The organism is Marinobacter mangrovi (assembly GCF_016798325.1).
Taxonomy (GTDB): Bacteria; Pseudomonadota; Gammaproteobacteria; order Pseudomonadales; family Oleiphilaceae; genus Marinobacter_A; species Marinobacter_A mangrovi.
Window position 1 is genome coordinate 753,728 of the sequence record NZ_JAERVO010000002.1, and the last position, 26,479, is coordinate 780,206.

The following is a 26,479-nucleotide window of genomic DNA, read 5'->3' on the forward strand; positions in this document are numbered from 1 at the left end:
CGGTGGGATGACGACGACAGCCCCTGACAGGTTGATGACAGGTTGCGTCCCTAGAATGGATCGGGTCATCGACACGATGAACGGCAGGGGACGCGTCCTGATGCCCCTGCGAAAAACAAATACAACAGGAGTCCAACATGAAATTCAACTCCGCATTCCTTCGCTGGTCTGCTCCGCTCGTTATGGGCGCTGCCCTGATGACCGGCAATGCTCACGCTCAATCCGACAGCACCGAGTGCATCGCTCCCGCCAAGCCCGGCGGCGGTTATGACCTGACCTGCCGACTGGCCGCCAATGGCCTGCAGGAGACCGGCCTGATCGACAAGCCGATGATGGTCACCTACATGCCTGGTGGTATCGGCGCTGTCGCGTACAACCACGTCAACGGCGTGCGTAACGATGATCCTAACCTGATTGTGGCAGCCAGTACTGGCGCGGCCGTCAACCTGGCGCTGGGTAAATTTGGCCAGTACGACGCCAGCGAAGTCCGTTGGCTGGGCGCGTTGGGCGTGGATTACGGCGCCATCGTGGTCAAGGCGGATGCGCCCTGGCAGTCCCTGGGTGATCTGATGGAAGACCTGAAGAAACGTCCGAACCAGATCGTCTTCGGCGCCGGCGGTACCGTGGGTAGCCAGGACTGGATGAAAGCGGCCCTGACCGCCAAGGCGGCCGGCATCTCACCGCGCAAGCTGCGCTATGTGGCGTTCGAAGGCGGCGGGGAATCGCTCGCGGCCCTGCTGGGGAAACACATCGAAGTGTTCACCGGCGATCTGTCCGAGCTGCGACCGCATCTGGAAAGCGGCAAGGTCCGCGTGTTGGCGGCACTGTCCGAGGAACGGGTCGGCGAACCCTATGCGGATATCCCCACCGCAGCTGAACAGGGCTACGACGTGGAATGGCCGATCTGGCGCGGTTACTACATGGGCCCGGACGTGAGCGACAAGGCTTACAACACCTGGGAAACGCGCCTGGAGAAGCTGGCCGACAACGAGCAGTTTGCGAAAATGCGCGAGGCTCGGGGCTTGTTCCCGATGGCCCGTTTCGGTGACGACTTCGACAGCTACGTCAAGAAGCAGGTCGCCCAGTTCAAGCAACTCGCGAAAGAAGTAGGGCTGACACAATGAGACTCGCCGCCGACCGTGTTCTGGGAATTGCCTTGATCGGTCTGGCGGCGTTCGCCGCCTTCAAGGCCACCCAGTTCCAGGTGACGTTCAGCTACGAGCCGGTGGGTCCCAAGGCGTTCCCTATCCTGCTGTCGGTGGTGCTGACGGCTTTGTCGCTGGTGCTGATCTTCCGGCCCGGCGAGGATGGGGAATGGCCGGACAAGTTCGTCGCCCTGAAGCTGGCGGCGGTGTTGCTCGTCCTGCTGGGTTATGCCCTTCTCTTTACCCGCCTGGGTTATCTGGTTACGACCTTCCTCGCGGTGCTGTCCCTGGCACGACTGTTTGAGGCGAGCTGGCCGAAGGCGTTGCTGGCCGCCGTGCTGATGGCACTGGGCAGCTATTACCTGTTCACGCTGGGGCTGGGGATTTCCCTGCCAGGCGGCCAATGGCTGCCCGATTTCAACTGAGGTGCCTGGCATGTTCGATTTTCTGATTCACGGTTTTGATGTTGCGTTGACGCCCCTGAATCTGGGGCTCGCTTTCCTTGGCGCGCTGTTGGGCACCCTGTTCGGCGCTCTGCCGGGTATTGGTCCGATCAACGGCATCGCCATCCTGATGCCGCTGGCTTACACGCTGGGGCTTCCGGCGGAATCCGCCCTGATCCTGCTGGCCGGCGTCTACACCGGTGCCGAGTACGGCGGTCGCATGTCGAGCATCCTGCTCAATGTGCCCGGCGATGCCGGTGCGGTAATGACGACCCTGGATGGCCATCCTCTGGCCAAGAAAGGGCTGGCCGGTCCGGCGCTGGGGTTGTCGGCGGTCAGTTCCTTTGTCGGGGCGACCATCGCCATTATCGGGCTCACGCTGTTTGCGCCCATGCTGGCGGAAGTGGCCGTCATGTTTGGTCCGGCCGAGTTCTTCGCCCTGATGGTCTTTGCGTTTTCCTCCATGGCGGTGATGATGGGCAAAGACCCGATCAAGACCGGTATTGGCGCGGTGCTGGGCGTGATGATCGCCATGATTGGCGTCGACTCCGGGACCGGCGTGATGCGCTACACCTTCGGTATGGCCGAGCTGTATGACGGCATCGACTTCGTGGTGATGATCATCGGTCTGTTCGCCATCAGCGAAATCCTGCTGATGCTGGAACACGCCAACCGTTCCGATGCGAGCGACGAGATACCGCCGGTCGGTCGGGTGATGGTCAGCCTGAAAGAAGTGCTTTCCTGCAAGTGGGCCATGATCCGCAGCGGGATTATCGGCTTCATTGTCGGTGTGCTGCCGGGGACCGGCGCCTCCGTGGCCGGCGCGGTGACCTACACCACCGAGAAGCGCATTTCCGACAAGGACAACACCTTCGGCACCGGTAACATGCGGGGGCTGGCGGCGCCGGAGGCGGGTAACAACGCTTCTGCGGCGGGTTCGTTCGTGCCGATGCTGACGCTGGGCATCCCCGGCTCCGGGACCACCGCGGTGCTGCTGGGTGCGTTGATGCTCTACAACATCACGCCAGGCCCCATGCTGTTCACCGAGCGGCCGGAAGTGGCCGGCGGCCTGATCGCGTCGCTGTATATCGGCAATATCGTGCTGCTGGCGCTTAACCTGCCGCTGGCAGGGCTGTTTGCCAAGGTGCTGACCATCCCGCGTTGGGTGCTGGTGCCCGCCATTGCCATTCTGGCTTTCGTGGGTGTCTACCAGCTCCACTCGGATCTGATGGCCATCTACCTGATGTTGGTGATCGGTATCTTCGGGTACCTGCTGCGCAAACTGGGCTTCTCGCTGGCGCCGGTGATCCTGGGGTATGTCCTGGGTGGCCTGATGGAAGACAATCTGCGTCGGGCGCTGTCGATCAGCGGCGGTGACATGGGCATCCTGTGGCAGTCTGGTATTTCCATCGGCCTGTGGATTGCTGCAGTGCTGTTGCTGGTGTTGCCGTGGCTGCTTCCGAAGCTGCTTCCCCGTAAATCCCTGGCCAGTGCCTGAGCCATCGTGATGGCGGCGCTGAAAGGGCAGGTCGTAGCCGGCGGAAAGCTGCTGCCCACGTTGTTGATTGGCGCGGGTGGCAGCGGGCTGGCTTATGCGGTCCACATGCCGCTGCCATGGCTCCTGGGGGCGCTGATCGTGACCACCGGGCTCAGCCTGGCCGGTGTGCGGCTGCCGGCCCCGACGGCGTCCCGCAAGGCGGTACTGGCGGTGATCGGCGTGATGCTGGGTGCCGCCTTCACGCCGGATATGGCGGGCGATCTCGGACGCTGGAGCGCGAGCCTCGTCATTATGCTCATCAGTACGGCGGTGATGATGGGGGTCTCGGTGTGGATAAGCCGGCGAATCGCCGGTAACTCTCTCGACACCGCCATCTACGCCGGCATGCCCGGTGGACTGTCCGCGGTAACGCTGATGGCGGCCGACTCTGAAGCCGACCTGCGGGCGGTGGGGCTGGCCCATGCGGTTCGCGTGCTGATCCTGCTCCTGGCCATTCCACCGGTACTGCAACTGATCGGCCACGTCAGTCTGCAGCCCCGCACGACCACCCTGGCGCAATGGCTGGCCGTGCCCGCCTGGGACGACGCGCTGATGCTGATTGGCGCCGGTGTCATCGGGGCGTGGCTTGGTCGCTGCCTGCGCCTGCCCAACCCGTTGCTGTTCGGACCGGTGCTGGTCTCTGGCGCTCTGCATGTCAGTGGGCTCTGCGAGGCTGCTCTTCCGCCGGCCATTGTTGCGCTGGCCCAGATTGTGATCGGCGTGTCGGTTGGCGTCCGGTTTGCCGGAACAACGCTCTCATCGCTGGGCTATGGTCTGCTGGTCGCGGTGATTCAGGCTTTGCTGCTGATGCTGATTGCCGTGGCGGCTGCCTGGATCGGCCATGCCGTCACTGGCTATTCACCGGCCGCGGCGCTCCTGGCCTACATGCCGGGTGGGGCGCCTGAGCTGAGTCTGGTCGCGCTGTCGCTCGGCATCGAGCCGGCGTTCGTCACTTCCCATCACCTCCTGCGTCTGACCGTGCTGATTCTGCTGATGCCGGTGCTCCTGTCCTTCCTCAAGCGTCTCCAAAGCCGGCATTCATCGTCACATTAACGTTTAACGAATTGGTTGAATGACAGTATGGGCGGTGCTAAATTTAACCACATGGTTGAATTAGAGAGTGCCCAATTGAACGCGATCTTTCACGCCCTGGGTGATGTCACGCGGCGGGGAATGCTGAGCGAGTTGTCCGGGGGCGAGAAGACCGTGGGTCAGCTGGCCGAGCCGTTCGATATGTCACTGGCGGCGGCGTCCAAGCACATCAAGGTGCTGGAGAAGGCGGGACTGATCCGACGCGAGGTGCGCTGGCGCACACGGGTCTGTCATCTCAATCCGGGGCCGCTGGCCAGTGCCCACGCCTGGCTCAGGGAATACGAGCGCTTCTGGACCGGACGTCTGGATGCCCTCGAACAGCTCCTCCGCGAGGAGGACGCCCACCAGCCCCCGTCCCGGGAAGGAGACGACCCATGAACAAGCCGGAGATGCCCGAAAGCTATGGTGTACTGATCGATTCCGACACGCTGACCATCCAGCGTTTGCTTCCCGGCCCGATCGAACGGATCTGGGCCTATCTCACCGAAGAGGACCTGCGGCGCCAGTGGCTGGCGGCCGGTAAGATGGCGATGGCAGTTGGCGCGCCGTTCGAGTTCGTCTGGCGTAACGACGAACTGACGCAGCCATCCGGTCAGCGACCGCCGGGGTTTTCCGAGGAGCACCGTCTGCAGAGCGAGATTACGGAACTGGATCCGCCGAGACGCCTGGCGATCAGCTGGGGCAGTACCGGCGGGGTCAGTTTTGATCTGGAGCCCCGCGGCCAGGAGGTGCTGCTGACCGTCACCCATCACCGCGTGCCCGACCCGTCAACCTTGCTCAATGTGAGTACCGGATGGCACACCCATCTCGATCTTCTGGCCGCCCGGTTGACGGGCATCGAACCGACGCCGTTCTGGGACGGGTTTCTGAAGAACAAGGCGGAGTACGAGCGGCGCTTTAGCGGCTAGTACGGTCGGTTGTACAGGGGCCACAGCGGGTGGTCCCTGTCGGGCTGGAAGGCCGGGACTCAGGGCCGGTTTGCGGCTCCGGGACACAAGGACGAATGAAGCGCTAGGAGTCGGTAGGTGGGGTTTTCCGGCCGGCGTTAGATGGTTTTTTCGAACCTTTCTTGGTCGGGCGCGCTGTCTGGTTATCCGGGGACAGTTCGTCCCGCATCCGCGCCACTTCAGCCTCCTGCTCGGCAACAAAGTGCAGCGACATTTCGAAACTCTGGCGGGTGAAATCCAGCACTTTACGGAAGCCTTCATCCGACAGCTCCCGCGCCTCATCGTGGCCCCGGAAGATGTTGATGAATTCCCGTTCCCGCTCGAACTGCAGCGGTAACTTGCCGACGCCCCAGTCCGACAGAATTTGCCAGGCTTCGGGATTGTAGTTGCGGGTGAAGCGCAGGATGAACGGAATCGGATCGTTACGGGCCACCAGGGCGGCCAGGCGCAGGATCAGCTCGAACGAAAGGGTGGCGGTGCCATTCTCGATGGCTTCCAGCAGGCTCTTGTCCCGCAGGTCCAGGGCCTCGCTCATCTCATTGAGGGTGAGCCCGGCCACTTCCCGGATATCCTTCAGCGAGTCGCCGGCGGCGAGCATCATGCGCAGCTTGTCCTGCGAGTTGAGCAGGGCGCGGCCGGCCTTGATGGACGTGTCGGTGGTACGCAGGGCAAAGCGGAAGGCGGAACCGGTGAAGTCGGTCAGGCGGTCGACCAGGGAGTCTTCGTCTTCGGCGGCGGGTTTCCCGCCCTTGGCACCGGCCGTCTGCTGGCCGGTGAGGGGCGGGACTCCGAGCTTTTCAGCCTGCTGCATGGACTGGATCGCGTGCAGCGTGTCCATGAGCAGGCTTTCCATGGCGAGGGCGCGCTTGCGATCGCTGTCGTTGCTCATCCGGCGGTCCTTGCCTTGCTCCCTGATAAAAAGCGTCGTTTACATATGCTCGTCAGCCTGAGCGGTGATCCGCTCAGGTTTGGTAATGGACGCCATCTTGGAATCCAGATCGATCATGTCGGACATGATGTAGCCACCCTCGCGAACGATAAAGTCGTCGTCTTTCTTTTCATCCGGGTTGGCGGCTTCCGCCTCTTCGTAGTTTTCCAGCGCTTCCCAGTCCTTGAACGGCTCTTTGCCCTTGAGCTGACGACGCGCATTGGCGATCTTCAGCTGGCGGGACTCCAGATCGTCCTGGTAGGTCTCGCGCTTGTCATAGTTCAGGCTGACGTAATCCCGGTTGCGCTGGGTTTTGAGCAGGTTGATCTCCTCCTCCAGCAGCTGGAATTCCGGGTTCTTGTCGAAACGGGCTTCGTGACGCTCACGCAGCTTGTCGATGATGCTGCTGAAATCGAAGTAGCGGGCGTGGGGCACGGCTTCGATCTGGTCCCAGGGCAGGGCGTTATCCAGCGCGTCTTCGCCGATCTCTTCCTTGTTGATCCGGGTCGGGATGTTGATGTCCGGAATGACACCCTTGTGCTGGGTGGAGCCGCCGGAAACCCGGTAGAACTTGGACTGGGTGATCTTCAGCTGTCCGTGGTTCAGCGGGCGGACCGCCTGTACGGTGCCCTTGCCGAAGGTCTGCGAGCCCACGATCAGGCCGCGGCCGTAATCCTGGATGGCGCCGGCGAAGATCTCGGAGGCCGAGGCGCTCATACGGTTGACCAGGACCACCAGCGGGCCGGAGTAGGCCACGGACGGATCGTCGTCGGTCAGTACGCTGACGTCGTTGTCGGCGCTACGAATCTGGACGGTCGGGCCTTCATCGATGAACAGGCCCACCAGATCGTTGGCTTCCTGAAGGGCGCCGCCACCGTTGTTGCGCAGGTCGATCACCAGACCCTGCATGCCCTGACCTTTGAGCTTGTCGATCAGTTTGTGGACGTCACGCGTGGTGCTCTTGTAGTTCGGATCGCCGGCCTGCATGGCCTGGAAATCGGCATAGAAGGTGGGGATGTCAATCACACCGACCTTGTAGTGCTTGCCGTCACGCTTCAGGTCGATCATGTCGCTCTTGGCGGACTGCTCTTCCAGCTTCACCTTGTCGCGGGTGATGTCGATGGTGCGGGTAATGGTTTCATCCGAGGCGCTGGCCGGAATCACTTCCAGGCGCACGACGGAAGAACGCGGGCCGCGGATCAGGTCGACCACTTCATCCAGGCGCCAGCCCACGACGTTTTTCATCTCGCCGTCCTTACCCTGGGCCACGCCCACGATGCGATCGGCCGGCTTCAATTGACCCTGCTTGGACGCCGGGCCGCCCGGCACCAGGCGCACGACCTTGGTGTATTCGTTGTCCGACTGCAGCACCGCGCCAATGCCTTCCAGCGAGAGGCTCATGTTGATGTTGAAGTTCTCGGAGGTACGCGGGGAGAAGTAGGAGGTATGCGGGTCCCACAGGCTGGTAAACGCGTTCATATAGGTCTGGAAGGCGTCTTCGCTGCGTACCTGCAGGGTCCGTGAGCGCTGGCTTTCGTAGCGACGTTGCAGGGAGGTGGTGATTTCCTTGTCGCTCTTGCCGTTCAGGCGCTGGGCGAGCACGGCGTTCTTGATGCGGCGCTTCCAGATCGCGTCCAGCTCGTCCTTGCTCTTGGCCCAGGGATCGTCGGAGCGATCCAGCTTGAGTTCTTCGTCTTTGCTGAAGTCGAACTGGTCGACGCCGTCGTCAATCAGCTTCAGCGCGTAATCCAGGCGTTCGATCACGCGTTTTTCAAACAGGTTGTAAATCTGGAAAGCCGGCTCGAGCTGGCCGGTCTTCAGTGCCGAGTCGAGCTTGGTGCGCCAGGGCGCGAAGCGGTCGATATCGCTCTGCAGGAAATAGACATGCTGACCGTCCAGGTGATCAAGGTAGGCGTCGAACACCCGCTTGGAGAGGTCAGAGTCGATCCGCTGATCCAGGAAATGCGTGAACTGGAGTTGCCGTGCGATCAGGATATTGGCGCGGGCCTGATCGATGGTCGGCGAAACCGGCTGGAATGTCTGTGCGCCGTCCTTGTCCAGGGCCGCAAAACCGGCCGTGGAGGTAATCGCCAGGCCAACGGCCAGGGCGACTGCGGAAGAACGGAGGCGGGGTACTCTCAGCTTGCGGATCGATAATGGCATGTCATTACTGTCTTTGCAGGTGAAGATTGTAAGCCGGACGAGCGTTGCCGTCGGGCTTCCAGGCTGATCGGCGGTTCTCGGGTCTTAAATCCCGGGAAGGCCGGCAGACGCCGGAGCCTCCACTATGACTTCCGAAAGATGGTTGTGTTCCGGAATATTTAGAGGATCCTCAGCTCATTGTAGGCAAGCGGCAGGGCCGTTGCTACCGGCCATGTGCTACGAGGTCATGACAATCTGTCCATAATGAGGACAAGTTCGGGTGAATTTGTTAGGCGCGGCCATTGTCCCGTCGTACTATCGAGCGGAATCCAGACGTTACGGGTTCCGGCTGGGAGCGCCGGAACCCGTTTGATCGCCGGATCATTGGAACGGGGTATTGCTTTCCGCTATATCCAGAAGCAACCGGGGCGGGGCGAAACGCTCGCCGAAGGCTTCGGCCAGTTCTTTTGCCCGTTCTGCGAACTTGCGCACACCGTACTGGTTGATGAACTGGACAGCGCCACCGGTCCAGGGCGCAAAGCCGATGCCGAAGATACTGCCGATATTGGCGTCTTCCACCGTACGCAGGACGTTCTCCTCAAGGCATCGCACGGTTTCAATGGCCTGGATGAACAGCAGCCGGTCCTTCAGGGTTTGCAGGTCCACTTCCGATGCTTTCGCCGAATCGGTGTAATGTTCGGCGAGGCCGGACCAGAGGTGCTTCTTGCCGGAGGCGGGATAATCGTAGAAACCGGCGCCAGCGGCTTTTCCCTTGCGATCGTGCTCGTTGACCATGGCATCGATGACCGCTTCGGCCGGGTGGGGTGTCCAGGACTGACCGGCGGCCTCCATGTCTTTGCGGCTTTGGTTCCGCACGTGCTGGATCAGTGTGAGGCTGACTTCATCGCATACGGCCAGCGGGCCAACAGGCATGCCGGACAGAATACCGGCGTTTTCGATGCTGGCCGGGTGAATGCCTTCCTTCACCATGGCGACGCCTTCGTTGACGAAGGTGCCGAATACGCGCGAGGTGAAAAAGCCGCGGCTGTCGTTGACCACGATCGGGATCTTGCCGATCTGCTGCACATAGTCGAAGGCCCGGGCAAGGGTGTCGTCGGACGTTTGCTCGCCGACGATGATCTCCACCAGCTGCATCTTGTCGACCGGCGAGAAGAAATGCAGGCCGATGAATTTATCCGGGGCGCGGGAGGCCTGGGCCAACTGGGTAATGGGAATCGTGGACGTGTTGGAAGCGAAGATGCCGCCGTCTGCCAATTGCTGCTCGGCTTCCCGGGTGACCTTGGCTTTCAGGTCGCTGTCTTCGAAAACCGCTTCGATAATCAGGTCGCAGCCGGCAAGGTCGTTGGCGGCCCCAGTCGCCTGGATGCGGCCAAGCACCTTATCCCGCTCGTCGCTGGTCATCCGCCCGCGGCTGACTTTCTTGTCCAGCAGCTTCTGTGAATACGCCTTGCCTTTCTCGGCGTTCTCGACGGACACATCCTTCAGGACCACGTCCAGCCCGCGTGCAGCGGTGGCGTAGGCAATGCCGGCGCCCATCATGCCGGCACCGAGGATGCCGACTTTCTGGAATCGGGCCTTGTCGACGCCTTGCGGACGGCTTTCACCGGCCTTGATGGCGTTAAGCTGGAACCAGAAGGTGCCCGTCATGTTCTTGGACACCTGGCCGCAGACCAATTGTGCAAAGTAGCGGGTTTCGATCAGCTGGCCGTTGTCGAAATCGACCTGGGCGCCTTCGACGGCCGCCGAGAGGATGGCCTCAGGTGCCGGGTAGCAGCCTTTGGTTTTTTGTTTCAGCATGGCCGGAGCGATGGCCAGCTTTTGCGCCATGGCCGGGTGCTGCGGTCCACCTCCCGGAATCTTGAAGCCTTTCTGGTCCCAGGGTTGCTGGCAGCTGGGGTTCGATTCAATGAAGGCGCGGGCCCGGGCGATCAGGTCGTCGGTATCCGAGGCCAGGGCATCAACGATGCCGACCTTGAGGGCCGCTTTCGGATTCGATTTCTTGCCTTCCATCAGGTAGGGGAAAGACGTCTCCAGCCCCAGCATGCGAGGCAGGCGCTGGGTACCGCCGCCGCCAGGCAGCAGGCCCAGGGTGACTTCCGGCAGACCGAGCTGGATGCTGTCGTCGTCCAGCACTACCCGGTGATGGCAGGCCAGGCACAGCTCCAGGCCGCCGCCCAGGGCACTGCCGTTGATCGCGGCGACCACGGGCTTGCCGCAGGTTTCCAGTACCCGCATCTGGCGCTTGAGTCCATTGACCATGGCCTCGAATTCGCCGGCCTGCTCCTTGGTCACCTTATACAGTTCATTCAGGTCGCCCCCGGCGAAGAAGGTCTTCTTACCGGAGGTCAGGATAATGCCTTTGATGCTGTCCAGATCCTGCTCGACGCGGCTGACGGTTTCGGTCAATGCCTCGCGGAAGGCCGCGTTCATGGTGTTGGCGGACTGGCCGGGCATGTCGATGGTCAGGGTGAGGATGTTCTGGTCGTCGATGTCGTAACGGATGGCACTCATGATTGGATCCTTCTCTGTCCCGGCTCAGCAGCGTTCAATAACGGTGGCGATACCCATGCCGCCGCCCACACACAGGGTGGCGAGGCCATAGCGCTGCTCTCGGCGCTCCAGCTCATCCAGCAGGGTGCCGAGAATCATGGCGCCCGTCGCACCCAGGGGGTGGCCCATGGCGATGGCGCCGCCGTTGACGTTGACCTTCTCGTCGGGCACGCCGAGCTCCCGCTGGAAGCGCATGACAACGGACGCAAAGGCTTCGTTCACCTCGAACAGATCGATCTGGTCGGCGGTCAGTCCGGCTTTTTCCAGGGCCTTGCGGCTGGCCGGGGCCGGGCCGGTGAGCATGATGGTGGGATCGGTGCCAGTGACAGCCGTTGACAGAATACGGGCGCGGGGCCTGAGGCCCAGATCACGGCCCTTGGCTTCGCTGCCGATCAGCAGGGCGGTGGCGCCATCCACGATGCCGGATGAGTTGCCGGCGTGGTGCACGTGGTTGATGCGTTCCACGTAGTGGTACTTTTCCCGGGCCACGCCGTCGAACCCCATCTCGCCCATCATCTGGAACGACGGCTTGAGTTGGGCCAGGGATTCCAGCGTAGTGCCGGCGCGGACGTGCTCGTCGCGGTCGAGGATGATGACGCCGTTCTGGTCGGTGACCGGGACGATGGATAGTTTGAAGTAGCCGTTCTCCCAGGCGGCGGCCGCCTTTTTCTGGGAGTTTACGGCAAACCGATCGACGTCTTCCCGGCTGAAGCCTTCAAGAGTGGCGATCAGGTCGGCGCCGATGCCCTGGGGCATGAAGCCGGTGTTCAGGTTGGTTTCGGGGTCGCTGGCCCAGGCCCCGCCGTCAGAGCCCATGGGCACTCGCGACATGGCTTCGACGCCACCGGCCACCACCAGGTCTTCCCAGCCGGAGCGGACTTTCATCGCGGCCAGATTCACCGCTTCGAGGCCGGACGCGCAAAAGCGGTTGAGCGTGACACCGGCGACCACTTCATCCCATCGCGCGGCGAGAGCGGCGGTCTTGGCGATGTCGGCCCCCTGATCGCCCACGGCGGTGACGCACCCCATGACGATGTCGTCCACCTGGCGGGTGTCCAGGTCGTTGCGGTCCTGCAGGGCTTTGAGAATGGTCGTCAGCAGGGTGATCGGCTTGACGCTGTGCAGCGAGCCGTCTTTCTTGCCGCGACCTCGCGGCGTGCGTACCGCATCGAAGATATAGGCTTCTGTGGTCATTGTTGTTCCTCTGCGCGCTGGGGCGGAGTCGTGTTCAGTCTGGGGTGCCGACGGGCAACCGCTTTCAGGATAGACAGCCACCTTAGCGGCCGGTTTCGGTGGAGGTAATGACCCGGGCTGCCATTCGCATTGGCGAAACTGCTCAGGTGGCAATCCGCACGTAGGCATCTAATCTACAGACAGGTCCATTCTGTAATCCGAACAAGGTGCTGTTCTTATGTCCCTGCTCGATACCATCGATAATTTCTATGAAGGTCTGGTGGCGGAAGCCATTGAGGAAGGCCGAAAGTCTGACGAGGGCGAAGATTTCCTGGCGGATGTGATGTGCGTGGCGCTGAACCGGCTGCCGACGCGCTATTACCGACATTCCATTGATATGCGATTCTACCTGGCGGACCCGGAAATGCAGGAGATGCGGGATCGTGTCCGGGTGGCGGTTTCTGAGGCGAAGGATTTTGTGCTCAAGCACCAGCGGGAGTGATGGACCGCCCCGGTCGGGGCGATCCATTGCGGGAGCTGAAGGCTCAACCCTGCCAGTTGGCGAGGGCGTTGCGCAGGCGGGGCATCAGGCTCTCGGCGTCAGACGGTTCGATGGACTGGGCGCACCAGCAATCGATGAGCCGGTTGATCTCGTCTTCTGCTGAGCCCGCACTGCCATTGCCGCCGGTCAGGCCGGCAGCGAGGCGCTCCACCTGCTGCTTCATGCGCAGCTCCTGATCTTCTTCCGGCGACGGCAGGCCGGTCGCGATTTCCAGGCGAATGGCAATTTCCCGGGGTGAGGGCAGCGGATCCGGCAGGTTGCTGCTATCGCCGGGTTGGCTGTTACCCGCGTGCAGCCGGGCTTCCCAGTCGGCCACTTGCTGGCCGCGCTCAAGCTGCTGGATCGCTTGATCCAGGGCCGACTTTTCGGTCGCCAGTTCATCCGATACCGGGGCGGGAATGCGCCGTGGTGCCGGGGCACTGCGAAGCGCCTGCTGCAGTTGGCGAAGCGTCGCCAGATCGTCCTGGGCGGCCTCGCGTTGCTGGCGGCTGTCCTCGATGGCCTGTTTCAGGGTGTCCAGGGCGACGGTATCTTCGGCCGCCTGCTCCGCACGCTGGGCATCACGACGGGCAAAAATGGCATCGCAGGCGGCGCGGAAGTCCTGCCAGAGCTTGCGATCCTCCCGGTGACGGGTGATGCCGATGCCTTGCCACTCTTTCTGTAGGGCCTTGGCCTGTTCCATGGCGTCGCCCAGGGGCTCATGTTCAATCAGGGCCTGGGCGCGCTCAACGATGGCCTGTTTGCTGGCTTCATTCTTCTGCCGCTCCTCGTTCAGAGGCGCTTCCACCTGCTTCAACAAATGGTCGAATCGTTTCTGCAGGGGGCGGTTTGCCTTGAAGTCCACAGGCCAGGCTTCGCGCCACTCCTGGCGGGCCACACGGTGAATCCGCTCCACCGCTTTCCAGTCGGCGTTCTGCCAGTCGGCGTTGTCGACGAAGTCCGCCAATTGGTCGCAGATGGCCTGGCGCTTGTCGATGTTGACGTGCTTGAGCTCGGACTTGGCGGCGAAATATTCATGGCAGGGCTCATAGGCGATGTCCGACGCCTTCTTGAAACGCTGCCACAGCGATTGGTCGGATGAGCCGCCCAGGTCGCGCCATTCCTGCTGCAATTCCTTGATGTGGGTGGCCTTGGCTTCCGGCTCCATATGCTGGGTGGCCAAGTATTCCATGGCTTCACACAATTCCTCCTGCTTCGGGCGGGTAGCAAAGCCGCGCCAGTCCTGCAGGTCCTGCAGCTGTCGGCCAAGCAGCGTCAGGCGGGCCTGGCGCTGGCTGGCGTGTTTGTGGTCGAGCGCGTTGAAGGCATGCTGGGCCTGCTTGTGCAGGTGGCGGGACTCGGAATATTGGTCCTGCTCCAGTGCTTTTTCCAGCTTTTCAAGCAGGTCGTCGAGTGCTTTGACCTGGGTTTTCTGGTCGCTGGTCTGGGTTTTGCGCACTTCACGCGCCTGGCCCAGTTTGCGGGCGGCGGTTTCCAGCGCCGGCGGCTGGGCGTAGCCGCCCGGCCAGTCGATGGTTTCCAGAAGCTGGCGCAGTTCGGCGCTGTCTGGAGACTCCGCATCGACCAGTGACTGCAGGGCTTCCTGCTGCTGTTGCAGGCGTTGGACGGAGCCGATGTAGTGGCGCAGTTCCAGCATCAGGGCCTGGTAATCTTTCTGTTCCGACTTGGCAACCTCGCTGTCCCGGGTCGCCTCCATCCAGCGGTTTTCCTGGGTTTTCTGCAGGGCGTCGAGTGACGACAGGGACGGCCCGCGTTCCGGCATGGCTTCGCGCAGGCCGTTCAGGGTGTCGCGCAGCAAATCCAGGGTCGCCTTGCGTTCTTCCTGCTTATGGTGGGATTCCGCTTCCCGGGCCGAGGCTTCCTCGACTTCACGCACCCGGCGGTTGCAGGCATCCAGCGCGGTGAGGAAGGCGGTGTGCTGGTCGTTGGAAGCCGCGGAAGACAGGTTTTTCCACTGGGACTGCAGGCTCTCGACGCGCGCCGCGTAGAGTTGCAGGTTGTCGGTTTTTGCGTGTTCTTCGGCCTGGCGGATCAGGTCCTCGATGGCGTTCTGGACAGCCTGTTCGCGGTCCTTTTCCTGACGCAGCAGTTGCAGGCGTTTCTTGGTCAGCTGATAGACGCCTTTGTCGCGACCTTTGGCGGCTCGCTGCACGGCCATCAATTCATCTTCGCCTTCGATCCGTTCGGCTGCCGCAAGACGAACCGCGGCGGTCTTGCCTTCGGTCGCCAGAGACAGCAGCTTTTGCGGATCCGTTTCCGCGGAGATCTGTTCCGCATCCATGTCTGCGCTCTGGCAGAGCTGGTGAACCAGCGCCTGCTGCTGGGGATCGGACAGTGCCGCGCGGGCCTGTTCGACCTGTTCCGGATGCTGGCTTGCCAGCGCGCTGATGCGGCCGGCCAGGCGATTGCGCACGGTGGCCGAAGCCTCGCTGTACAGCGGGATCAGGTGTTTGATGTGGGGGATGCGGTCAATGGCGACGCCCCGCTGACTGTTGGTCTCTGCCGAGCGGGCCAGCTCAATCAGGGCATTGAGTTCGTCCGGTTTGTCCGGGTTCAGCGCGCTGACATCGGGCTGTGGTTGGGCGTTGTCGGATTTGCGGTTCTTGAAGAGCTTCTTGATAAAGGCCGCCATAACGGAATCCCCACACGGTAAGGCAAGTTGCTGACCGGGTGAACGCGTCCGGTCAGAATCAGGCAGCCTGTGGCCGCCGACAGAGCAGCGGGTTACATCGACGCCCGCTTGCATGGTGGGTTAGTCTAATCGTTTTGGAGACCTGCTGCACAGGGCTGTGTAGAGGTTTGGAATGCGCTGGATCTGAAGACAATTCATGGCCCCGAAAAACAGCAAATCTGACCATCAGGACCCCGAATACAAGGCCCGTTCCGTCGCCCTCAAATTGTTGGCCCGGCGCGAGCACAGCCGTCAGGAATTACGGCTGAAGCTGATGCAGCGGAAGCTCACGCCCGACGTCATTGATCCGGTGCTGGACGACTACGAGCGGGAAGGCTGGCTGGACGACGACCGCTTTGCCGACGTGTACGCCCGTCAGCGAATGGACCTGTACTACGGCCCGCTGCGCATTGAAAGCGAACTTCAACAGCGCGGTGTGTTCCAGCGGCCGACGTGTATGCAGGAAGTGAGCGATCAGCAATGGGCCGAACGGGCCACCGAAGCAAGGCGCCGCCGGTTTGGCCTGTCGACATCCACGTTGGAGTGGTCGGACAAGGTGCGCCAGGCGCGTTTTCTGGCCCAGCGTGGGTTTACCGGTGAGCAGGCCGAGAGGGCGCTGGATGCCCGCGACGACGCCCCGGAGTGAGCCAGGGCGTCGCTGATTGCCGCGTCAAAGCGTCGGCGGTGCGACGGACAGTTCCGTCGGGATTCGGTCGGAGCCGGCCGGCACGACGTCAGTGGTTGGGGAATCGGCGTCCAGCTGCGGGAACTCCGGATTCTGTGCCAACTGCTCGCCGCGGTGCATGGGCTCTTTCATCCACACCAGCACGTCGTAGTAGCGACGGATATTCTGCACGTAGATGACGGGCTCATGGCCGCGGGCGTAGCCGTACCGGGTCTTTGAATACCACTCTTTCTGTGCCAGCAGCGGCAGGAATTCCTTGACGTCGATCCAGCGGTCCGGATCTTTACCGGCGCCTTCCGCGAGTCGTCGTGCATCTTCCAGGTGACCAAAGCCGACGTTGTACGATGCCAGGGCAAACCAGGACCGATCCGGCTCGGGGATATCGGCAGGAATCTGGTCGTGGATCATCTGGAAGTAGCGGGCGCCGCCGTCGATGCTTTCTTCAGGGTCCAGGCGATTGTCGATCCCTACATACTGAGCGGTGTTTCGCGTCAGCATCATCATGCCGCGAACGCCGGTGGGCGATACGGCATTGGGGCGCCAATGGGATTCCTGGTAGCCGATGGCGGCCAACAGGCGCCAGTCCATATGGTATTTTTCCGCCGCGTCCTGGAAGGCCAGCTCGTAGTTGGGGAGCCGGTGACGCACGTGATAGACGAAAGTCCGGGCACCCACGTAGTTGAGTCGGTCCAGATGGCCGTAAAAGCGTTCCTTCAACTGGGCCAGGCGGCCGTCTGCCTTCATTTTGTTGAGGAACTTGCGGGCAGCCTTGACCAGCGTGTCGTCCTGCTGGGACGGGAACAACCAGGCAATGGGCTGGGGCTGGTTGAGGTCGAAGCCTTTCTTGACGTTGGGAAAGAAGACCTGGTTGAGCGCCAGTTCGGTGGAGTCCACCACCGCCACCTGGAATTCACCGGATTCGACCCGTTCGAGTATGCCGGCGGTGTCGAGATCGGCATGGAGTTCCCAGTGGATATTCGGGTTCTGCTTGGCCAGTGCCTTCAGCGGTGCCAGGTGGTTGCTGTTGGCTACCGCATGAATGACGCGATCGCCGACGTCTTCCGCATCGCGGGCGGAATCCGCATCCCGGTTATAGATCAGGGTGGACTGGACGTTCAGGTTGATCGGCACAGCCTTGAATTCCTGGGTGCTGGGAATGGTGCTGGCCAGTCCCGCCAGGCCAATGTGGGTGTAACCCTTTTCCAGTACGGACAGGATTTGCCCGTTGCCTTCGGCTTCGCGGATGCGGAGTTCCACGCCCAGCTCGTCAGCGAATTCCTTGGCCAGTTCGTATTCGTAGCCGGTTGGTCCGTCGCGGCCATCGTAGTAAACGGACGGGGAGGGGCGGGCAATGACGTGGAGCACGCCTTCCTGGCGCAGCTCGTCGAGTGTCGACGGGCGCGAGCAGGCCGTCAGGGCACCGGCCAGGCCAAGGACCAGGGCGATGCTCACAGGACGGCGTTTGTTTCTCAGGATGGAAACCACTGACAAATCCCTGCTCTCCTTACTGCGAACCTTTGACGGGCGCAATCCTTATCGAGTGCCGATCCATTCGAATCGATCGGCACGAGTGACTGCCCGAAGATGTGCGACAGTTGTGACCCTGATCCGTGGGTCTGTTGGTATGGATGGATTCGGCGCCGGATGGATAGTCCCTGACACAATAAAAACGACGGGGCGCAGAAACCCGATTATCGTTAAGCATTAGCCCGATAATCCCCAAAAGCCGGAAGCGGGTCAATTAACTGTCCGTCGTAGACTGCAAAAGCCTGTAAATTTTAATGCACCGGTAATGGAGGCGCGCTGGTCCGGGTGACAATCAGGAGCTGGCTGGCCGGGCATGAGGCGAACGACTGGGTAATTGCCACATTCACCGATTTCCGGCGCTGGCAAATCTGTATCCGGCGCGCGGTTTCCAGTATCATTGCGGCCGTCTCGCAAGGGGTTCCCGGTATGAGAGCCCCCTGTATTCCCCAGATCAGCACGATACAGGTTTTTTGCCATGCTGGAACTCCGCGGCGCTCCCGCACTTTCATCCTTCCGCTCTGACAAGCTTCTGTCCCAGGTTCAGGCTGTGGTCCCGGAAGTCTCCCGGATCTACGCGGAGTTCATGCATTTCGTGGATGTGCCGGAGGCACTTGCGGATGAAGAGCAGCAGGTGCTCGACCGGCTGCTGAGTTACGGCCCGTCTGCCGATTCCCAGGCGGCGGAAGGTGTGTTGTTTCTGGTGGTACCGCGGCCGGGCACCATTTCGCCCTGGTCGACCAAGGCGACAGACATCGCACGTATTTGCGGGCTGCGTCAGATCCGTCGTATCGAGCGGGGCACGGCCTTCTATATTCACGCGGACTGCAAGTTGAAGCTGGAGCAGCGTGAGGCGATTGCCACCATGCTGCACGACCGCATGACCCAGCGGGTTTTTCATGAGATGGGCGGTGCGGAACTGCTGTTCCATCGCGAGGAGCCGCGCACGCCAGACCGTATTCCGGTTCTGAGTGGCGGCCGGCCGGCGCTGGTGGAAGCGAATCAGACGCTGGGTCTGGCGCTGGCGGATGACGAAATCGATTACCTGGTGGACGCTTTCACCCGCCTGGAGCGGGATCCGGCCGACGTAGAGCTGATGATGTTCGCCCAGGCCAATTCAGAACACTGCCGCCACAAGATTTTCAACGCGTCCTGGGACATCGATGGCGAGGCTCAGGAGAAGTCCCTGTTCGCGATGATTCGCAATACCTTCGAGATGAACAGCGAAGGTGTGCTCTCGGCCTATAAGGATAACGCGGCGGTGATCCGCGGCGCCAAGGCCGGCCGGTTCTATCCCGAGGCGGATTCTGGCACCTACCGCTATCACGATGAAGACATCCACATCCTGATGAAGGTGGAGACCCACAATCACCCGACGGCCATTTCCCCGAGCCCGGGTTCGGCAACCGGCGCCGGCGGTGAGATTCGTGACGAGGGCGCGACCGGACGGGGTTCCAAGCCCAAAGCTGGCCTGACCGGGTTCACGGTGTCCAACCTGAATCTGCCGGGCGATCTGCAGCCGTGGGAAGCCGAATACGGCAAGCCCGAGCGCATTGCGTCGCCGCTGGACATCATGATCGAGGGCCCGATCGGGGGCGCCTCCTTCAATAACGAATTTGGCCGACCCAACCTGACCGGCTATTTCCGGACCTTCGAACAGAAGGCGCCAGGTGCGGCCGGTGATGAAGTCCGGGGTTACCACAAGCCCATCATGATCGCCGGTGGCCTGGGGAATATCCGGGCCGACCACGTCGAAAAAGGGGATATCCCGGTTGGCGCGAAACTGATCGTGCTGGGCGGACCGGCGATGCTGATCGGCCTGGGCGGTGGCGCGGCTTCCTCCATGGATTCCGGCAGCAGTCACGAAGATCTGGATTTCGCATCCGTGCAGCGGGGCAACCCGGAAATGGAGCGCCGTTGCCAGGAAGTGATCGACCGCTGTTGGCAGTTGGGCGAAGACAATCCGATCAGCTTTATCCACGATGTCGGCGCGGGCGGCCTGTCCAACGCCATGCCGGAACTGGTCAAGGACGGTGGCCGGGGTGGTCGTTTTGAACTGCGCGATATCCCCAGCGATGAGCCGGGCATGTCACCGCTGGAAATCTGGTGTAACGAATCCCAGGAACGCTACGTGCTGGCCGTGGCGGCGGACGAGCTAGAGCACTTCGACGCCATCTGTCGCCGCGAGCGCTGCCCGTACGCCGTCATTGGCGAGGCCACGGAAGAACATCACCTGGAAGTGGCTGACGCCTACTTCGATGACAAGCCCGTGGATTTGCCGATGGACGTCCTGTTCGGAAAGCCGCCGCGGATGCATCGCAGCGTCGAGCGTGCCTCGTTCACCAAGCAGGTTTTCAATTCCCGCGATATCGATGTGAACGAGGCGGCCCGCCGGATTCTGCGTTTGCCGTCCGTGGGCAGCAAGAGCTTCCTGATTACCATTGGTGACCGGACGATTACCGGTCTGGTGGCGCGCGACCAGATGGTCGGCCCCTGGCAGGTACCGGTCAGTGACGTGGCAGTGACGGCATCGTCCTTCGACAGTCTGGCCGGTGAAGCCATGGCAATGGGCGAGCGCACGCCGGTGGCTGTGATTGACTCACCGGCCTCCGGCCGAATGGCGGTGGGCGAGGTGATCACCAACCTGGCCGCGGCCTCAATCGAAAAGCTGTCCGACATTCGCCTGTCTGCCAACTGGATGGCTGCAGCCGGTCATCCGGGCGAAGATGAAAATCTGTACGAGACGGTCCGCGCCGTGGGTATGGAACTGTGCCCGGAGCTGGGTATCACTATCCCGGTGGGTAAGGACTCCATGTCCATGAAGACCGTCTGGGAAGAGGACAACGGCGAGCAGAAGAGTGTGACGGCGCCGCTGTCGCTGATCATCAGCGGTTTTGCGCCGGTCACCAATGTGCGTAACACGTTGACGCCGCAGCTGCGTACCGATGCCGGCGAAACCGACTTGATCCTGGTCGATCTGGCCGCGGGTCAGAATCGTCTGGGCGGTTCGGCGCTGGCACAGGTATACAGTCAGGTGGGCGCGGTCGCGCCGGACCTGGATGATCCTGAAGACATCAAGGCCTTCTTTGCCGTGATCCAGGGTCTGAATGGCGATGGCAAACTGCTGGCCTATCACGACCGCTCTGACGGTGGCATGTTCACCACGCTGGTGGAAATGGCCTTTGCCGGCCACACCGGCATTGATATCAAGCTGGACGGCCTGGCCGAAGAGGCGAGTCAGTTTGCCCGGGAGCTCTTCAATGAAGAGTTGGGCGCAGTCATCCAGGTGCGTCGCGAAGACACGCCGTTTGTCCTGCAACAGTTTACAGGTGCGGGGCTCGGCGAGCACACCGCCGTGGTTGGTACCTTGAATGACAGTGACCGCATCCGGTTCATGTTCAACGAAGACGCGGTCATTGATACATCTCGTGAGGAGTACCAGCGGCTGTGGTCCGAAACCAGCTACCGTATCCAGTCCCTGCGGGATAACGCCGACTGCGCCAAGCAGGAGTACGACAACCTGCTGTCGCCAGCGGATCCGGGGCTGAGTGCCGAGCTGACGTTCGATCCGGAAGAGGATGTTGCGGCGCCGTACATCAATAGTGGCGCGCGTCCGAAGATTGCCGTGCTGCGTGAGCAGGGTGTCAACGGCCAGGTGGAAATGGCGGCTGCCTTCGACCGGGCCGGTTTCGATGCGGTCGATGTCCACATGAGCGACCTGCTTTCCGGTCGGATTACGCTGGAGAGCTTCCGGGCCATGGTGGCCTGTGGAGGCTTTTCTTACGGTGATGTACTGGGTGCCGGTGAGGGCTGGGCCAAATCCATCCTCTTCAATGAGCGCGTTCGTGAGCAGTTTGCTGGCTTCTTCACTCGGACGGACACCCTGGCACTGGGCGTCTGTAATGGCTGTCAGATGCTCTCCAATCTGCATGAGCTGATTCCGGGGACCGCCCATTGGCCGCGTTTTGTGCGCAATGAATCCGAGCAGTTCGAAGCGCGTCTGGTCATGGTGGAAGTGCAGAAATCGCCGTCTCAATTCCTGCAGGGCATGGAAGGGTCTCGGATGCCGATTGCCGTTGCCCATGGTGAAGGTCGAGTCGAATTTGCCAGCGCGGATGCGGCCGCTGCAGTACAGTCCGAAGGGTTGGTATCGCTGCGTTATGTCAGCAATGACGGGCATGTAACCGAACGCTATCCATTCAACCCGAATGGGTCGCAGGCAGGTATCACCGGCCTGACCTCGGCCGACGGTCGCGTCACCATTATGATGCCGCATCCGGAGCGGGTGTTCCGCACTGCTCAGCATTCGTGGCACCCGGATAACTGGGGTGAAGACGCGCCCTGGCTGCGTATGTTCCGCAATGCGCGTAAGGTGCTCGGATAACCGAATCCCTTCTGCTGCCTGTGCCTGACTCTGGAGCTCCGTTTCAGGGTCAGGCCGCTTCCGTTGCCGGTTTATTCGCCCTGAATGGGCTGGCCTGACCTGACTGCACCTTTTTCTCCTCTGCTGTTCCGACGGTCGTCGTGCCAGTGTCTCATCGGTGAGACACTGGCTTCTTGCCCCCGCTTGCTTCCGGCGGTAACGGATCTTGTTACGCGTCGTTACAATCTTATCCCCATAGGTGACAGATTATTCAGGAAAGGCATTTATTTGACGCTGTAATCACCTTTGTGCGCCAAAATCGATCCAAAACAAAGCGTCTATAACTGAAAATTCGGCTTGACTTGGCTCATTTATGCACATCCGTTCCGTTGATTTTCTTGACGCCTGTATAAAACACCGTCATCTTGCCTGTAATCTGATCTGAATTTATAAAATATTGATAAATAAGGATTTAATGGCTTCGGTGAAATAGTCGCCAATTTGAGGTGAAGGGCGTAACCACGGGGGCTGGCGGTCTGTTCCCAAAAACTTTCCCCAGAGTTATCCACAGATTCTGTGGGTAAGTGGTACAAGCGTTTGAATGGATGCTTCTTTGTTCATTTTGATTGAATGCTGAGCAAATTGATCGATCTGTGGACAGTTTTGGGTGCGGGTGTGGAGTCGGGATTGTGGTGCTTGATTGGTTTGGATGCGTGGCGGCAGAATCCGGTGGTTCATACAGAGAGAGCAAGTAGGGGAGAAAGGGATGTACAAGCTTTGCTACTTCGTGCCGGAAACGCATTTGGAGGCAACCAAGGTGGCGCTGTTCGAGGTGGGTGCCGGTCGAATCGGTGATTACGATTCCTGCGCCTGGCAGTGTCGGGGGCAGGGACAGTTTCGTCCGCTCGACGGCAGTCAGCCGTTTCTGGGGCGGCAGGGCGAGGTTGAGCGGGTGGATGAATACAAGGTAGAGCTGGTTTGCGAGGATGATCTGATCCGGGTCGCCATCCAGGCACTCAAGGCCGCTCATCCCTATGAGGAGCCAGCCTATGAGGTTTTCCGGATGGAGGATTTGGAGTAGGCGCTATTTCCCCATCCGGTAACGAATGTCGCCTACGTGAAGAGGGAATTCGCCCGTTTCGGTGTCCCGCACAAAGCGTTCGAGCGTTTCCCGGATCGTCGGGAAAGCCAATTCCTCCCACGGAATATCGGTGAGCGGAAACAGTTGGGCATCGAGCGATTCCTCGCCCACGCCGAACGTGCCGTCGATCAATCGGGCGCGGAAAAACATATGGACCTGGTCGATGTGGGGCACATGAAGCATCGTATAAAGGCCGTCGACTGCCACTTCCGCCAGGGCTTCTTCACGGGTTTCGCGCATCGCCGCTTCGACCGTGGTTTCGGAGTTTTCCATGAAACCTGCGGGCAACGTCCAGTAGCCATGGCGGGGTTCGATGGCGCGACGGCAAAGCAGAACCTGGCCCTCCCAGACCGGGACGGTTCCTGCCACGATGCGGGGGTTCTCATAATGGATGCGGTTGCAATGATCGCACACGTACCGGTGACGGTTGTCGCCGTCGGGAATGCGATGGGTAACCGGGTTTCCACAATGACTGCAATAATTCATTCGCCACCTCAATTCTGTATGATCCCAGTATACTGAGGCCGGCGTCGCCGTCGACCCGTGTTGGGCAGATTCTTTCAATGGGCGACGCTACACAGGTTCGGCAAACCCTGAACAGGACAAATAAAGGTTGTTTGAACATTTCAAGAAGCGGCTGGATCGTCATACGCCGCAGCAGATTGCGCTGGATTATCCGGAGGCGGGGGTGCTGGTTCCGGTCACGGATCGGGGCTCTGATCCCGAACTTATTCTGACGCAGCGTGCCGCTCACCTTAAAACCCATCGGGGGCAGGTGGCTTTCCCGGGTGGTAAGCGGGATCTGACCGATCACTCGTTGGAGCATACGGCGCTTCGGGAGGCTCACGAAGAGATCGGTTTGCCGCCCTCGCAGGTGCAGGTGGTGGGGCGGTTGAGCCAGGTGGTGTCCCGGCATCGGATTCTGGTGACTCCCTACGTCGGTATCGTGCCCCATGGAGTGTCGTTGACAGCCAGTCCGGATGAAATTGACTCTATTTTCCGCGTGCCCGTCTCTTTCTTCCTTGAGGATCGCCGTCTGCGTACCGATGCCCTTGGTTTTCAGGGGCACACCCTCTACGTGCCCTGCTATGAATGGGAGGGTTACCACATCTGGGGATTGTCGGCGGTTGTGCTGGTTGACTTTCTGAACGCCGTGTACGATGCCGGCATCGATTTGCTGGAAGCGCCGGAGTGAGGTGTCTATGAAATACGCATTGGGCGATTGGCGTCCGGAACTCGAAGGCGAGGGCCACTTTATTGCCCATAACGCCACCGTTATCGGCAACGTGTTGCTGCAGGAGCGGTCTAGCGTCTGGTTCAACGTGGTCATCCGCGGTGACAACGACCGGATCACCATCGGTCCGGAAACCAATGTTCAGGACGGGACGGTGATGCATACGGATGCCGGCATCCCGCTGACGCTTGGGCGTGGGGTCACGGTTGGCCACAAGGTGATGCTGCATGGCTGCGAGGTCGGCGATTATTCGCTGATTGGTATTAACGCGGTCGTGCTCAATGGGGCGAAGATCGGCAAGCATTGTCTGATTGGTGCCAATACCTTGATCCCCGAGGGAATGGAGGTGCCGGACGGCTCACTGGTGGTGGGATCGCCGGGTAAGGTCAAGCGCGAGCTGAATGACCATCAGCGCAAGATGCTGGAGCTGAGCGCCGCGCATTATGTCCAGAACGCCAAGCGCTACATTGAGTCCTTCAGGGCGGTGGATTGACGGGATGGTGACGGACGATGCGAAACTGGTTCGCTCACCTTGCGTCAGTGTCTGCGCGTTGGATGAGGATGATATTTGTGTGGGGTGCCAGCGCTCAGCGGACGAAATCACCCGCTGGTCTGGCATGACCAATGACGAACGTCGGGATGTCATGAGACTGGTGGCCAGGCGCGAAGAGAAAGTGGCTCTTTGATCGGGCGACCTGGGACAGATTGCGAGCATTCAATTGGATATAAAGAGGATGATGACATGGTCAGTATCGGTACGCCCCTGACGAAGACGGCCTTTCGCGTGCTGTTCTGTGGGTCTGGCGAGCTGGGTAAGGAAGTTGTGATCGAGCTGCAGCGCCTGGGTGTCGAGGTGATCGCCGTGGATCGGTACGCCAATGCGCCGGCGATGCAGGTGGCTCATCGCAGTCATGTCATCAATATGCTGGATCCGATCGAATTGCGCCGCGTGATCGAGCTGGAAAAGCCGAACCTGGTGGTGCCGGAGATTGAGGCGATTGCCACGCCGGAGTTGGTCAAGCTTGAGGAGGAGGGCGTCCGCGTCATTCCGACGGCCCGGGCCGTGAATCTCACCATGAACCGGGAGGGCATTCGTCGCCTGGCGGCGGAAGTGCTGTCCCTGCCGACATCGCCTTATCGGTTTGCGGACTCTCTGGAGAGTTATCGCAAGGCCGTTTCCGAAATCGGTCTGCCGTGTGTCGTCAAGCCGGTAATGAGCTCAAGCGGGAAGGGGCAGAGTACCGTTCGCAGCGATGCCGATATTGATGCGGCCTGGGAATACTCTCAGCAGGGTGGCCGTGCGGGACAGGGTCGGGTGATTGTTGAAGGCTTTGTCGAGTTTGATTACGAGATCACCTTGTTGACGGTGCGTCATGCCGGTGGCGTGTCGTTCTGCGATCCCGTGGGTCATATTCAGGAGGATGGAGATTACCGCGAATCCTGGCAGCCTCATCCGATGAGCCAAAAGGCATTGGGTCGAGCGCAAGAAATCGCCGATAAGGTGACCGAAGATCTGGGTGGTTATGGCATCTTTGGGGTTGAGCTGTTTGTGAAGGGCGATGACGTCTACTTCTCTGAAGTGTCACCGCGTCCCCACGACACCGGACTGGTGACGCTGGTGTCCCAGGACCTCTCGGAGTTCGCGTTGCACGCTCGGGCGATTCTTGGTCTGCCGGTGCCGGCCATCCGTCAGCTTGGGCCGAGTGCGTCTGCCGTCATTCTGCCGACTGGCGAATCCAATCAGCTGACGTTTACCCATATAGAAGAGGCGCTGAGCGTTCCGGATACGCAGCTGCGTCTGTTCGGTAAGCCGGAAATCTCCGGGCGTCGGCGCATGGGGGTTGCCCTGGCCAAGGGTGACGATATCGAGAGTGCGCGGGCTTTGGCGCGTGAAGCGGCAGCGGCGGTAAAGGTCGAATTCTAGAAAGTTTGTCTTTTTTCGGAAAACGCGTTGACACCTCTGAGGAGGTCTGTAGAATGCGCATCTCTTTCGAGGGGTGCGCCACTGAGGCGGGGTCGGAATCGAAAGGCAACCGATTGTTTTGATTAAGAATTTCGAGTTTCAGATTTCTTCAAAACAACGGTTGACAGGGTGGCAAAGCAGTGTAGAATGCGCGCCACCTTGAACGGGTCAGCCGGCACGACTCGGCGGTTTTCGGAAGCCTCGAAAGCGCTGAAAAATAACGGTTGACAAGGTTGAGCGAAGCGGTAGAATACGCGGCCTCAACAGGGCAACAGCCCGGCTCTTTAAAAAATTGACCAAGTAATTCGTGTGGGCGCTGACTGAGGTATTTCGGCAAGAGATATCGAGGCAGCGACCT

Annotated in this window: 21 protein-coding genes; 14 read left to right on the forward strand and 7 right to left on the reverse strand. The window is 60.9% G+C overall.

What is annotated here, in order from left to right; genetic code table 11:
* Window positions 1-137 precede the first annotated feature (137 nt).
* The 6 genes from JL474_RS09520 to JL474_RS09545 all read left to right on the forward strand — a co-directional run bounded on the left by JL474_RS09520 (window position 138) and on the right by JL474_RS09545 (window position 5,125).
* Window positions 138-1,124: a Bug family tripartite tricarboxylate transporter substrate binding protein gene (locus tag JL474_RS09520; RefSeq protein ID WP_203141858.1), complete on the forward strand. Its 987-nt coding sequence runs from the start codon at window positions 138-140 to the stop codon at window positions 1,122-1,124.
* The gene (locus JL474_RS09525) at window positions 1,121-1,570 is read left to right on the forward strand and encodes a tripartite tricarboxylate transporter TctB family protein (RefSeq protein WP_203141859.1); all 450 of its coding nucleotides are present in this window, start codon (window positions 1,121-1,123) and stop codon (window positions 1,568-1,570) included. The genes JL474_RS09520 and JL474_RS09525 overlap by 4 nt, the downstream gene beginning before the upstream one ends.
* A gap of 10 nt (window positions 1,571-1,580) precedes the next feature.
* Complete coding sequence (locus tag JL474_RS09530; protein ID WP_203141860.1) at window positions 1,581-3,086, forward strand: tripartite tricarboxylate transporter permease; 1,506 nt, start codon at window positions 1,581-1,583, stop codon at window positions 3,084-3,086.
* 9 nt (window positions 3,087-3,095) lie between these two features.
* Window positions 3,096-4,178 carry an AbrB family transcriptional regulator gene (locus tag JL474_RS09535; protein ID WP_236012124.1) on the forward strand — a complete coding sequence of 361 codons (1,083 nt, stop codon included), beginning with the start codon at window positions 3,096-3,098 and terminating at the stop codon, window positions 4,176-4,178.
* Window positions 4,179-4,253: 75 nt separating this feature from the next.
* Window positions 4,254-4,595 carry an ArsR/SmtB family transcription factor gene (locus JL474_RS09540; protein ID WP_236012125.1) on the forward strand — a complete coding sequence of 114 codons (342 nt, stop codon included), beginning with the start codon at window positions 4,254-4,256 and terminating at the stop codon, window positions 4,593-4,595.
* Complete coding sequence (locus JL474_RS09545; RefSeq protein WP_203141863.1) at window positions 4,592-5,125, forward strand: SRPBCC family protein; 534 nt, start codon at window positions 4,592-4,594, stop codon at window positions 5,123-5,125. Before JL474_RS09540 ends, JL474_RS09545 begins: the two co-directional genes overlap by 4 nt.
* Before the next feature lie 103 nt (window positions 5,126-5,228).
* On the opposite strand, the gene JL474_RS09550 is transcribed toward JL474_RS09545, so the two are convergent.
* The 4 genes from JL474_RS09550 to JL474_RS09565 form a co-directional block, all read right to left on the reverse strand.
* The gene (locus JL474_RS09550) at window positions 5,229-6,053 is read right to left on the reverse strand and encodes a helix-turn-helix domain-containing protein (RefSeq protein ID WP_203141864.1); all 825 of its coding nucleotides are present in this window, start codon (window positions 6,051-6,053) and stop codon (window positions 5,229-5,231) included.
* Between the two features lie 39 nt (window positions 6,054-6,092).
* Window positions 6,093-8,255 (reverse strand): carboxy terminal-processing peptidase, encoded by a 2,163-nt coding sequence (locus JL474_RS09555; RefSeq protein ID WP_203141865.1) that lies wholly within the window; start codon window positions 8,253-8,255, stop codon window positions 6,093-6,095.
* A gap of 360 nt (window positions 8,256-8,615) precedes the next feature.
* Window positions 8,616-10,766: a 3-hydroxyacyl-CoA dehydrogenase NAD-binding domain-containing protein gene (locus JL474_RS09560; RefSeq protein WP_203141866.1), complete on the reverse strand. Its 2,151-nt coding sequence runs from the start codon at window positions 10,764-10,766 to the stop codon at window positions 8,616-8,618.
* Between the two features lie 24 nt (window positions 10,767-10,790).
* Entirely contained in the window at window positions 10,791-11,999 is a 1,209-nt protein-coding gene (locus JL474_RS09565; protein ID WP_203141867.1) for an acetyl-CoA C-acetyltransferase, read from the reverse strand.
* Between the two features lie 217 nt (window positions 12,000-12,216).
* On the opposite strand from JL474_RS09565, the gene JL474_RS09570 reads away from it, so the two are divergent.
* Complete coding sequence (locus tag JL474_RS09570) at window positions 12,217-12,480, forward strand: late competence development ComFB family protein (RefSeq protein ID WP_123636289.1); 264 nt, start codon at window positions 12,217-12,219, stop codon at window positions 12,478-12,480.
* A 43-nt stretch (window positions 12,481-12,523) separates the two neighbouring features.
* Here JL474_RS09570 and JL474_RS09575 read toward each other — a convergent pair whose 3' ends face one another.
* Complete coding sequence (locus JL474_RS09575; protein ID WP_203141868.1) at window positions 12,524-15,172, reverse strand: DUF349 domain-containing protein; 2,649 nt, start codon at window positions 15,170-15,172, stop codon at window positions 12,524-12,526.
* A 196-nt stretch (window positions 15,173-15,368) separates the two neighbouring features.
* Between JL474_RS09575 and JL474_RS09580 the strand changes: the two genes are divergently transcribed.
* Window positions 15,369-15,857 (forward strand): regulatory protein RecX, encoded by a 489-nt coding sequence (locus tag JL474_RS09580; RefSeq protein WP_203141869.1) that lies wholly within the window; start codon window positions 15,369-15,371, stop codon window positions 15,855-15,857.
* A gap of 24 nt (window positions 15,858-15,881) precedes the next feature.
* Here JL474_RS09580 and mltF read toward each other — a convergent pair whose 3' ends face one another.
* Window positions 15,882-17,381, reverse strand: coding sequence for a membrane-bound lytic murein transglycosylase MltF (mltF, locus tag JL474_RS09585; RefSeq protein ID WP_328797808.1), 1,500 nt, complete (start codon window positions 17,379-17,381; stop codon window positions 15,882-15,884).
* A 517-nt stretch (window positions 17,382-17,898) separates the two neighbouring features.
* On the opposite strand from mltF, the gene purL reads away from it, so the two are divergent.
* Both purL and JL474_RS09595 read left to right on the forward strand, forming a co-directional pair.
* Window positions 17,899-21,804: a phosphoribosylformylglycinamidine synthase gene (gene purL, locus JL474_RS09590; protein WP_203141870.1), complete on the forward strand. Its 3,906-nt coding sequence runs from the start codon at window positions 17,899-17,901 to the stop codon at window positions 21,802-21,804.
* Between the two features lie 745 nt (window positions 21,805-22,549).
* On the forward strand, window positions 22,550-22,864 hold the full coding sequence (locus tag JL474_RS09595) for a Nif3-like dinuclear metal center hexameric protein (protein WP_203141871.1): 315 nt from the start codon (window positions 22,550-22,552) through the stop codon (window positions 22,862-22,864).
* Between the two features lie 3 nt (window positions 22,865-22,867).
* On the opposite strand, the gene JL474_RS09600 is transcribed toward JL474_RS09595, so the two are convergent.
* Window positions 22,868-23,410 carry an NUDIX hydrolase gene (locus JL474_RS09600; protein WP_203141872.1) on the reverse strand — a complete coding sequence of 181 codons (543 nt, stop codon included), beginning with the start codon at window positions 23,408-23,410 and terminating at the stop codon, window positions 22,868-22,870.
* Between the two features lie 127 nt (window positions 23,411-23,537).
* Between JL474_RS09600 and JL474_RS09605 the strand changes: the two genes are divergently transcribed.
* The 4 genes from JL474_RS09605 to purT are packed head-to-tail and all read left to right on the forward strand — an operon-like array spanning window position 23,538 to window position 26,082.
* The gene (locus JL474_RS09605) at window positions 23,538-24,119 is read left to right on the forward strand and encodes a CoA pyrophosphatase (protein WP_123636282.1); all 582 of its coding nucleotides are present in this window, start codon (window positions 23,538-23,540) and stop codon (window positions 24,117-24,119) included.
* Window positions 24,120-24,126: 7 nt separating this feature from the next.
* Entirely contained in the window at window positions 24,127-24,651 is a 525-nt protein-coding gene (locus tag JL474_RS09610) for a gamma carbonic anhydrase family protein (protein ID WP_203141873.1), read from the forward strand.
* A gap of 4 nt (window positions 24,652-24,655) precedes the next feature.
* Window positions 24,656-24,844 carry a DUF1289 domain-containing protein gene (locus tag JL474_RS09615; RefSeq protein ID WP_203141874.1) on the forward strand — a complete coding sequence of 63 codons (189 nt, stop codon included), beginning with the start codon at window positions 24,656-24,658 and terminating at the stop codon, window positions 24,842-24,844.
* 56 nt (window positions 24,845-24,900) lie between these two features.
* The gene (gene purT, locus JL474_RS09620; protein ID WP_203141875.1) at window positions 24,901-26,082 is read left to right on the forward strand and encodes a formate-dependent phosphoribosylglycinamide formyltransferase; all 1,182 of its coding nucleotides are present in this window, start codon (window positions 24,901-24,903) and stop codon (window positions 26,080-26,082) included.
* Window positions 26,083-26,479 lie beyond the last annotated feature (397 nt).

Excerpts from the sequence above, each read along its gene's own strand:
- JL474_RS09525 (WP_203141859.1), top strand. The coding sequence starts at position 1,121 with ATGAGACTCGCCGCCGACCGTGTTCTGGGAATTGCCTTGATCGGTCTG.
- JL474_RS09520 (WP_203141858.1), top strand. The coding sequence starts at position 138 with ATGAAATTCAACTCCGCATTCCTTCGCTGGTCTGCTCCGCTCGTTATG.
- purL (WP_203141870.1), top strand. The coding sequence starts at position 17,899 with ATGCTGGAACTCCGCGGCGCTCCCGCACTTTCATCCTTCCGCTCTGAC.
- JL474_RS09550 (WP_203141864.1), bottom strand. The coding sequence starts at position 6,053 with ATGAGCAACGACAGCGATCGCAAGCGCGCCCTCGCCATGGAAAGCCTG.
- JL474_RS09530 (WP_203141860.1), top strand. The coding sequence starts at position 1,581 with ATGTTCGATTTTCTGATTCACGGTTTTGATGTTGCGTTGACGCCCCTG.
- JL474_RS09535 (WP_236012124.1), top strand. The coding sequence starts at position 3,096 with ATGGCGGCGCTGAAAGGGCAGGTCGTAGCCGGCGGAAAGCTGCTGCCC.
- JL474_RS09555 (WP_203141865.1), bottom strand. The coding sequence starts at position 8,255 with ATGCCATTATCGATCCGCAAGCTGAGAGTACCCCGCCTCCGTTCTTCC.
- JL474_RS09580 (WP_203141869.1), top strand. The coding sequence starts at position 15,369 with ATGGCCCCGAAAAACAGCAAATCTGACCATCAGGACCCCGAATACAAG.
- JL474_RS09595 (WP_203141871.1), top strand. The coding sequence starts at position 22,550 with ATGTACAAGCTTTGCTACTTCGTGCCGGAAACGCATTTGGAGGCAACC.
- JL474_RS09570 (WP_123636289.1), top strand. The coding sequence starts at position 12,217 with ATGTCCCTGCTCGATACCATCGATAATTTCTATGAAGGTCTGGTGGCG.
- JL474_RS09575 (WP_203141868.1), bottom strand. The coding sequence starts at position 15,172 with ATGGCGGCCTTTATCAAGAAGCTCTTCAAGAACCGCAAATCCGACAAC.
- JL474_RS09565 (WP_203141867.1), bottom strand. The coding sequence starts at position 11,999 with ATGACCACAGAAGCCTATATCTTCGATGCGGTACGCACGCCGCGAGGT.
- JL474_RS09615 (WP_203141874.1), top strand. The coding sequence starts at position 24,656 with ATGGTGACGGACGATGCGAAACTGGTTCGCTCACCTTGCGTCAGTGTC.
- JL474_RS09610 (WP_203141873.1), top strand. The coding sequence starts at position 24,127 with ATGAAATACGCATTGGGCGATTGGCGTCCGGAACTCGAAGGCGAGGGC.
- purT (WP_203141875.1), top strand. The coding sequence starts at position 24,901 with ATGGTCAGTATCGGTACGCCCCTGACGAAGACGGCCTTTCGCGTGCTG.
- JL474_RS09545 (WP_203141863.1), top strand. The coding sequence starts at position 4,592 with ATGAACAAGCCGGAGATGCCCGAAAGCTATGGTGTACTGATCGATTCC.
- JL474_RS09600 (WP_203141872.1), bottom strand. The coding sequence starts at position 23,410 with ATGAATTATTGCAGTCATTGTGGAAACCCGGTTACCCATCGCATTCCC.
- JL474_RS09560 (WP_203141866.1), bottom strand. The coding sequence starts at position 10,766 with ATGAGTGCCATCCGTTACGACATCGACGACCAGAACATCCTCACCCTG.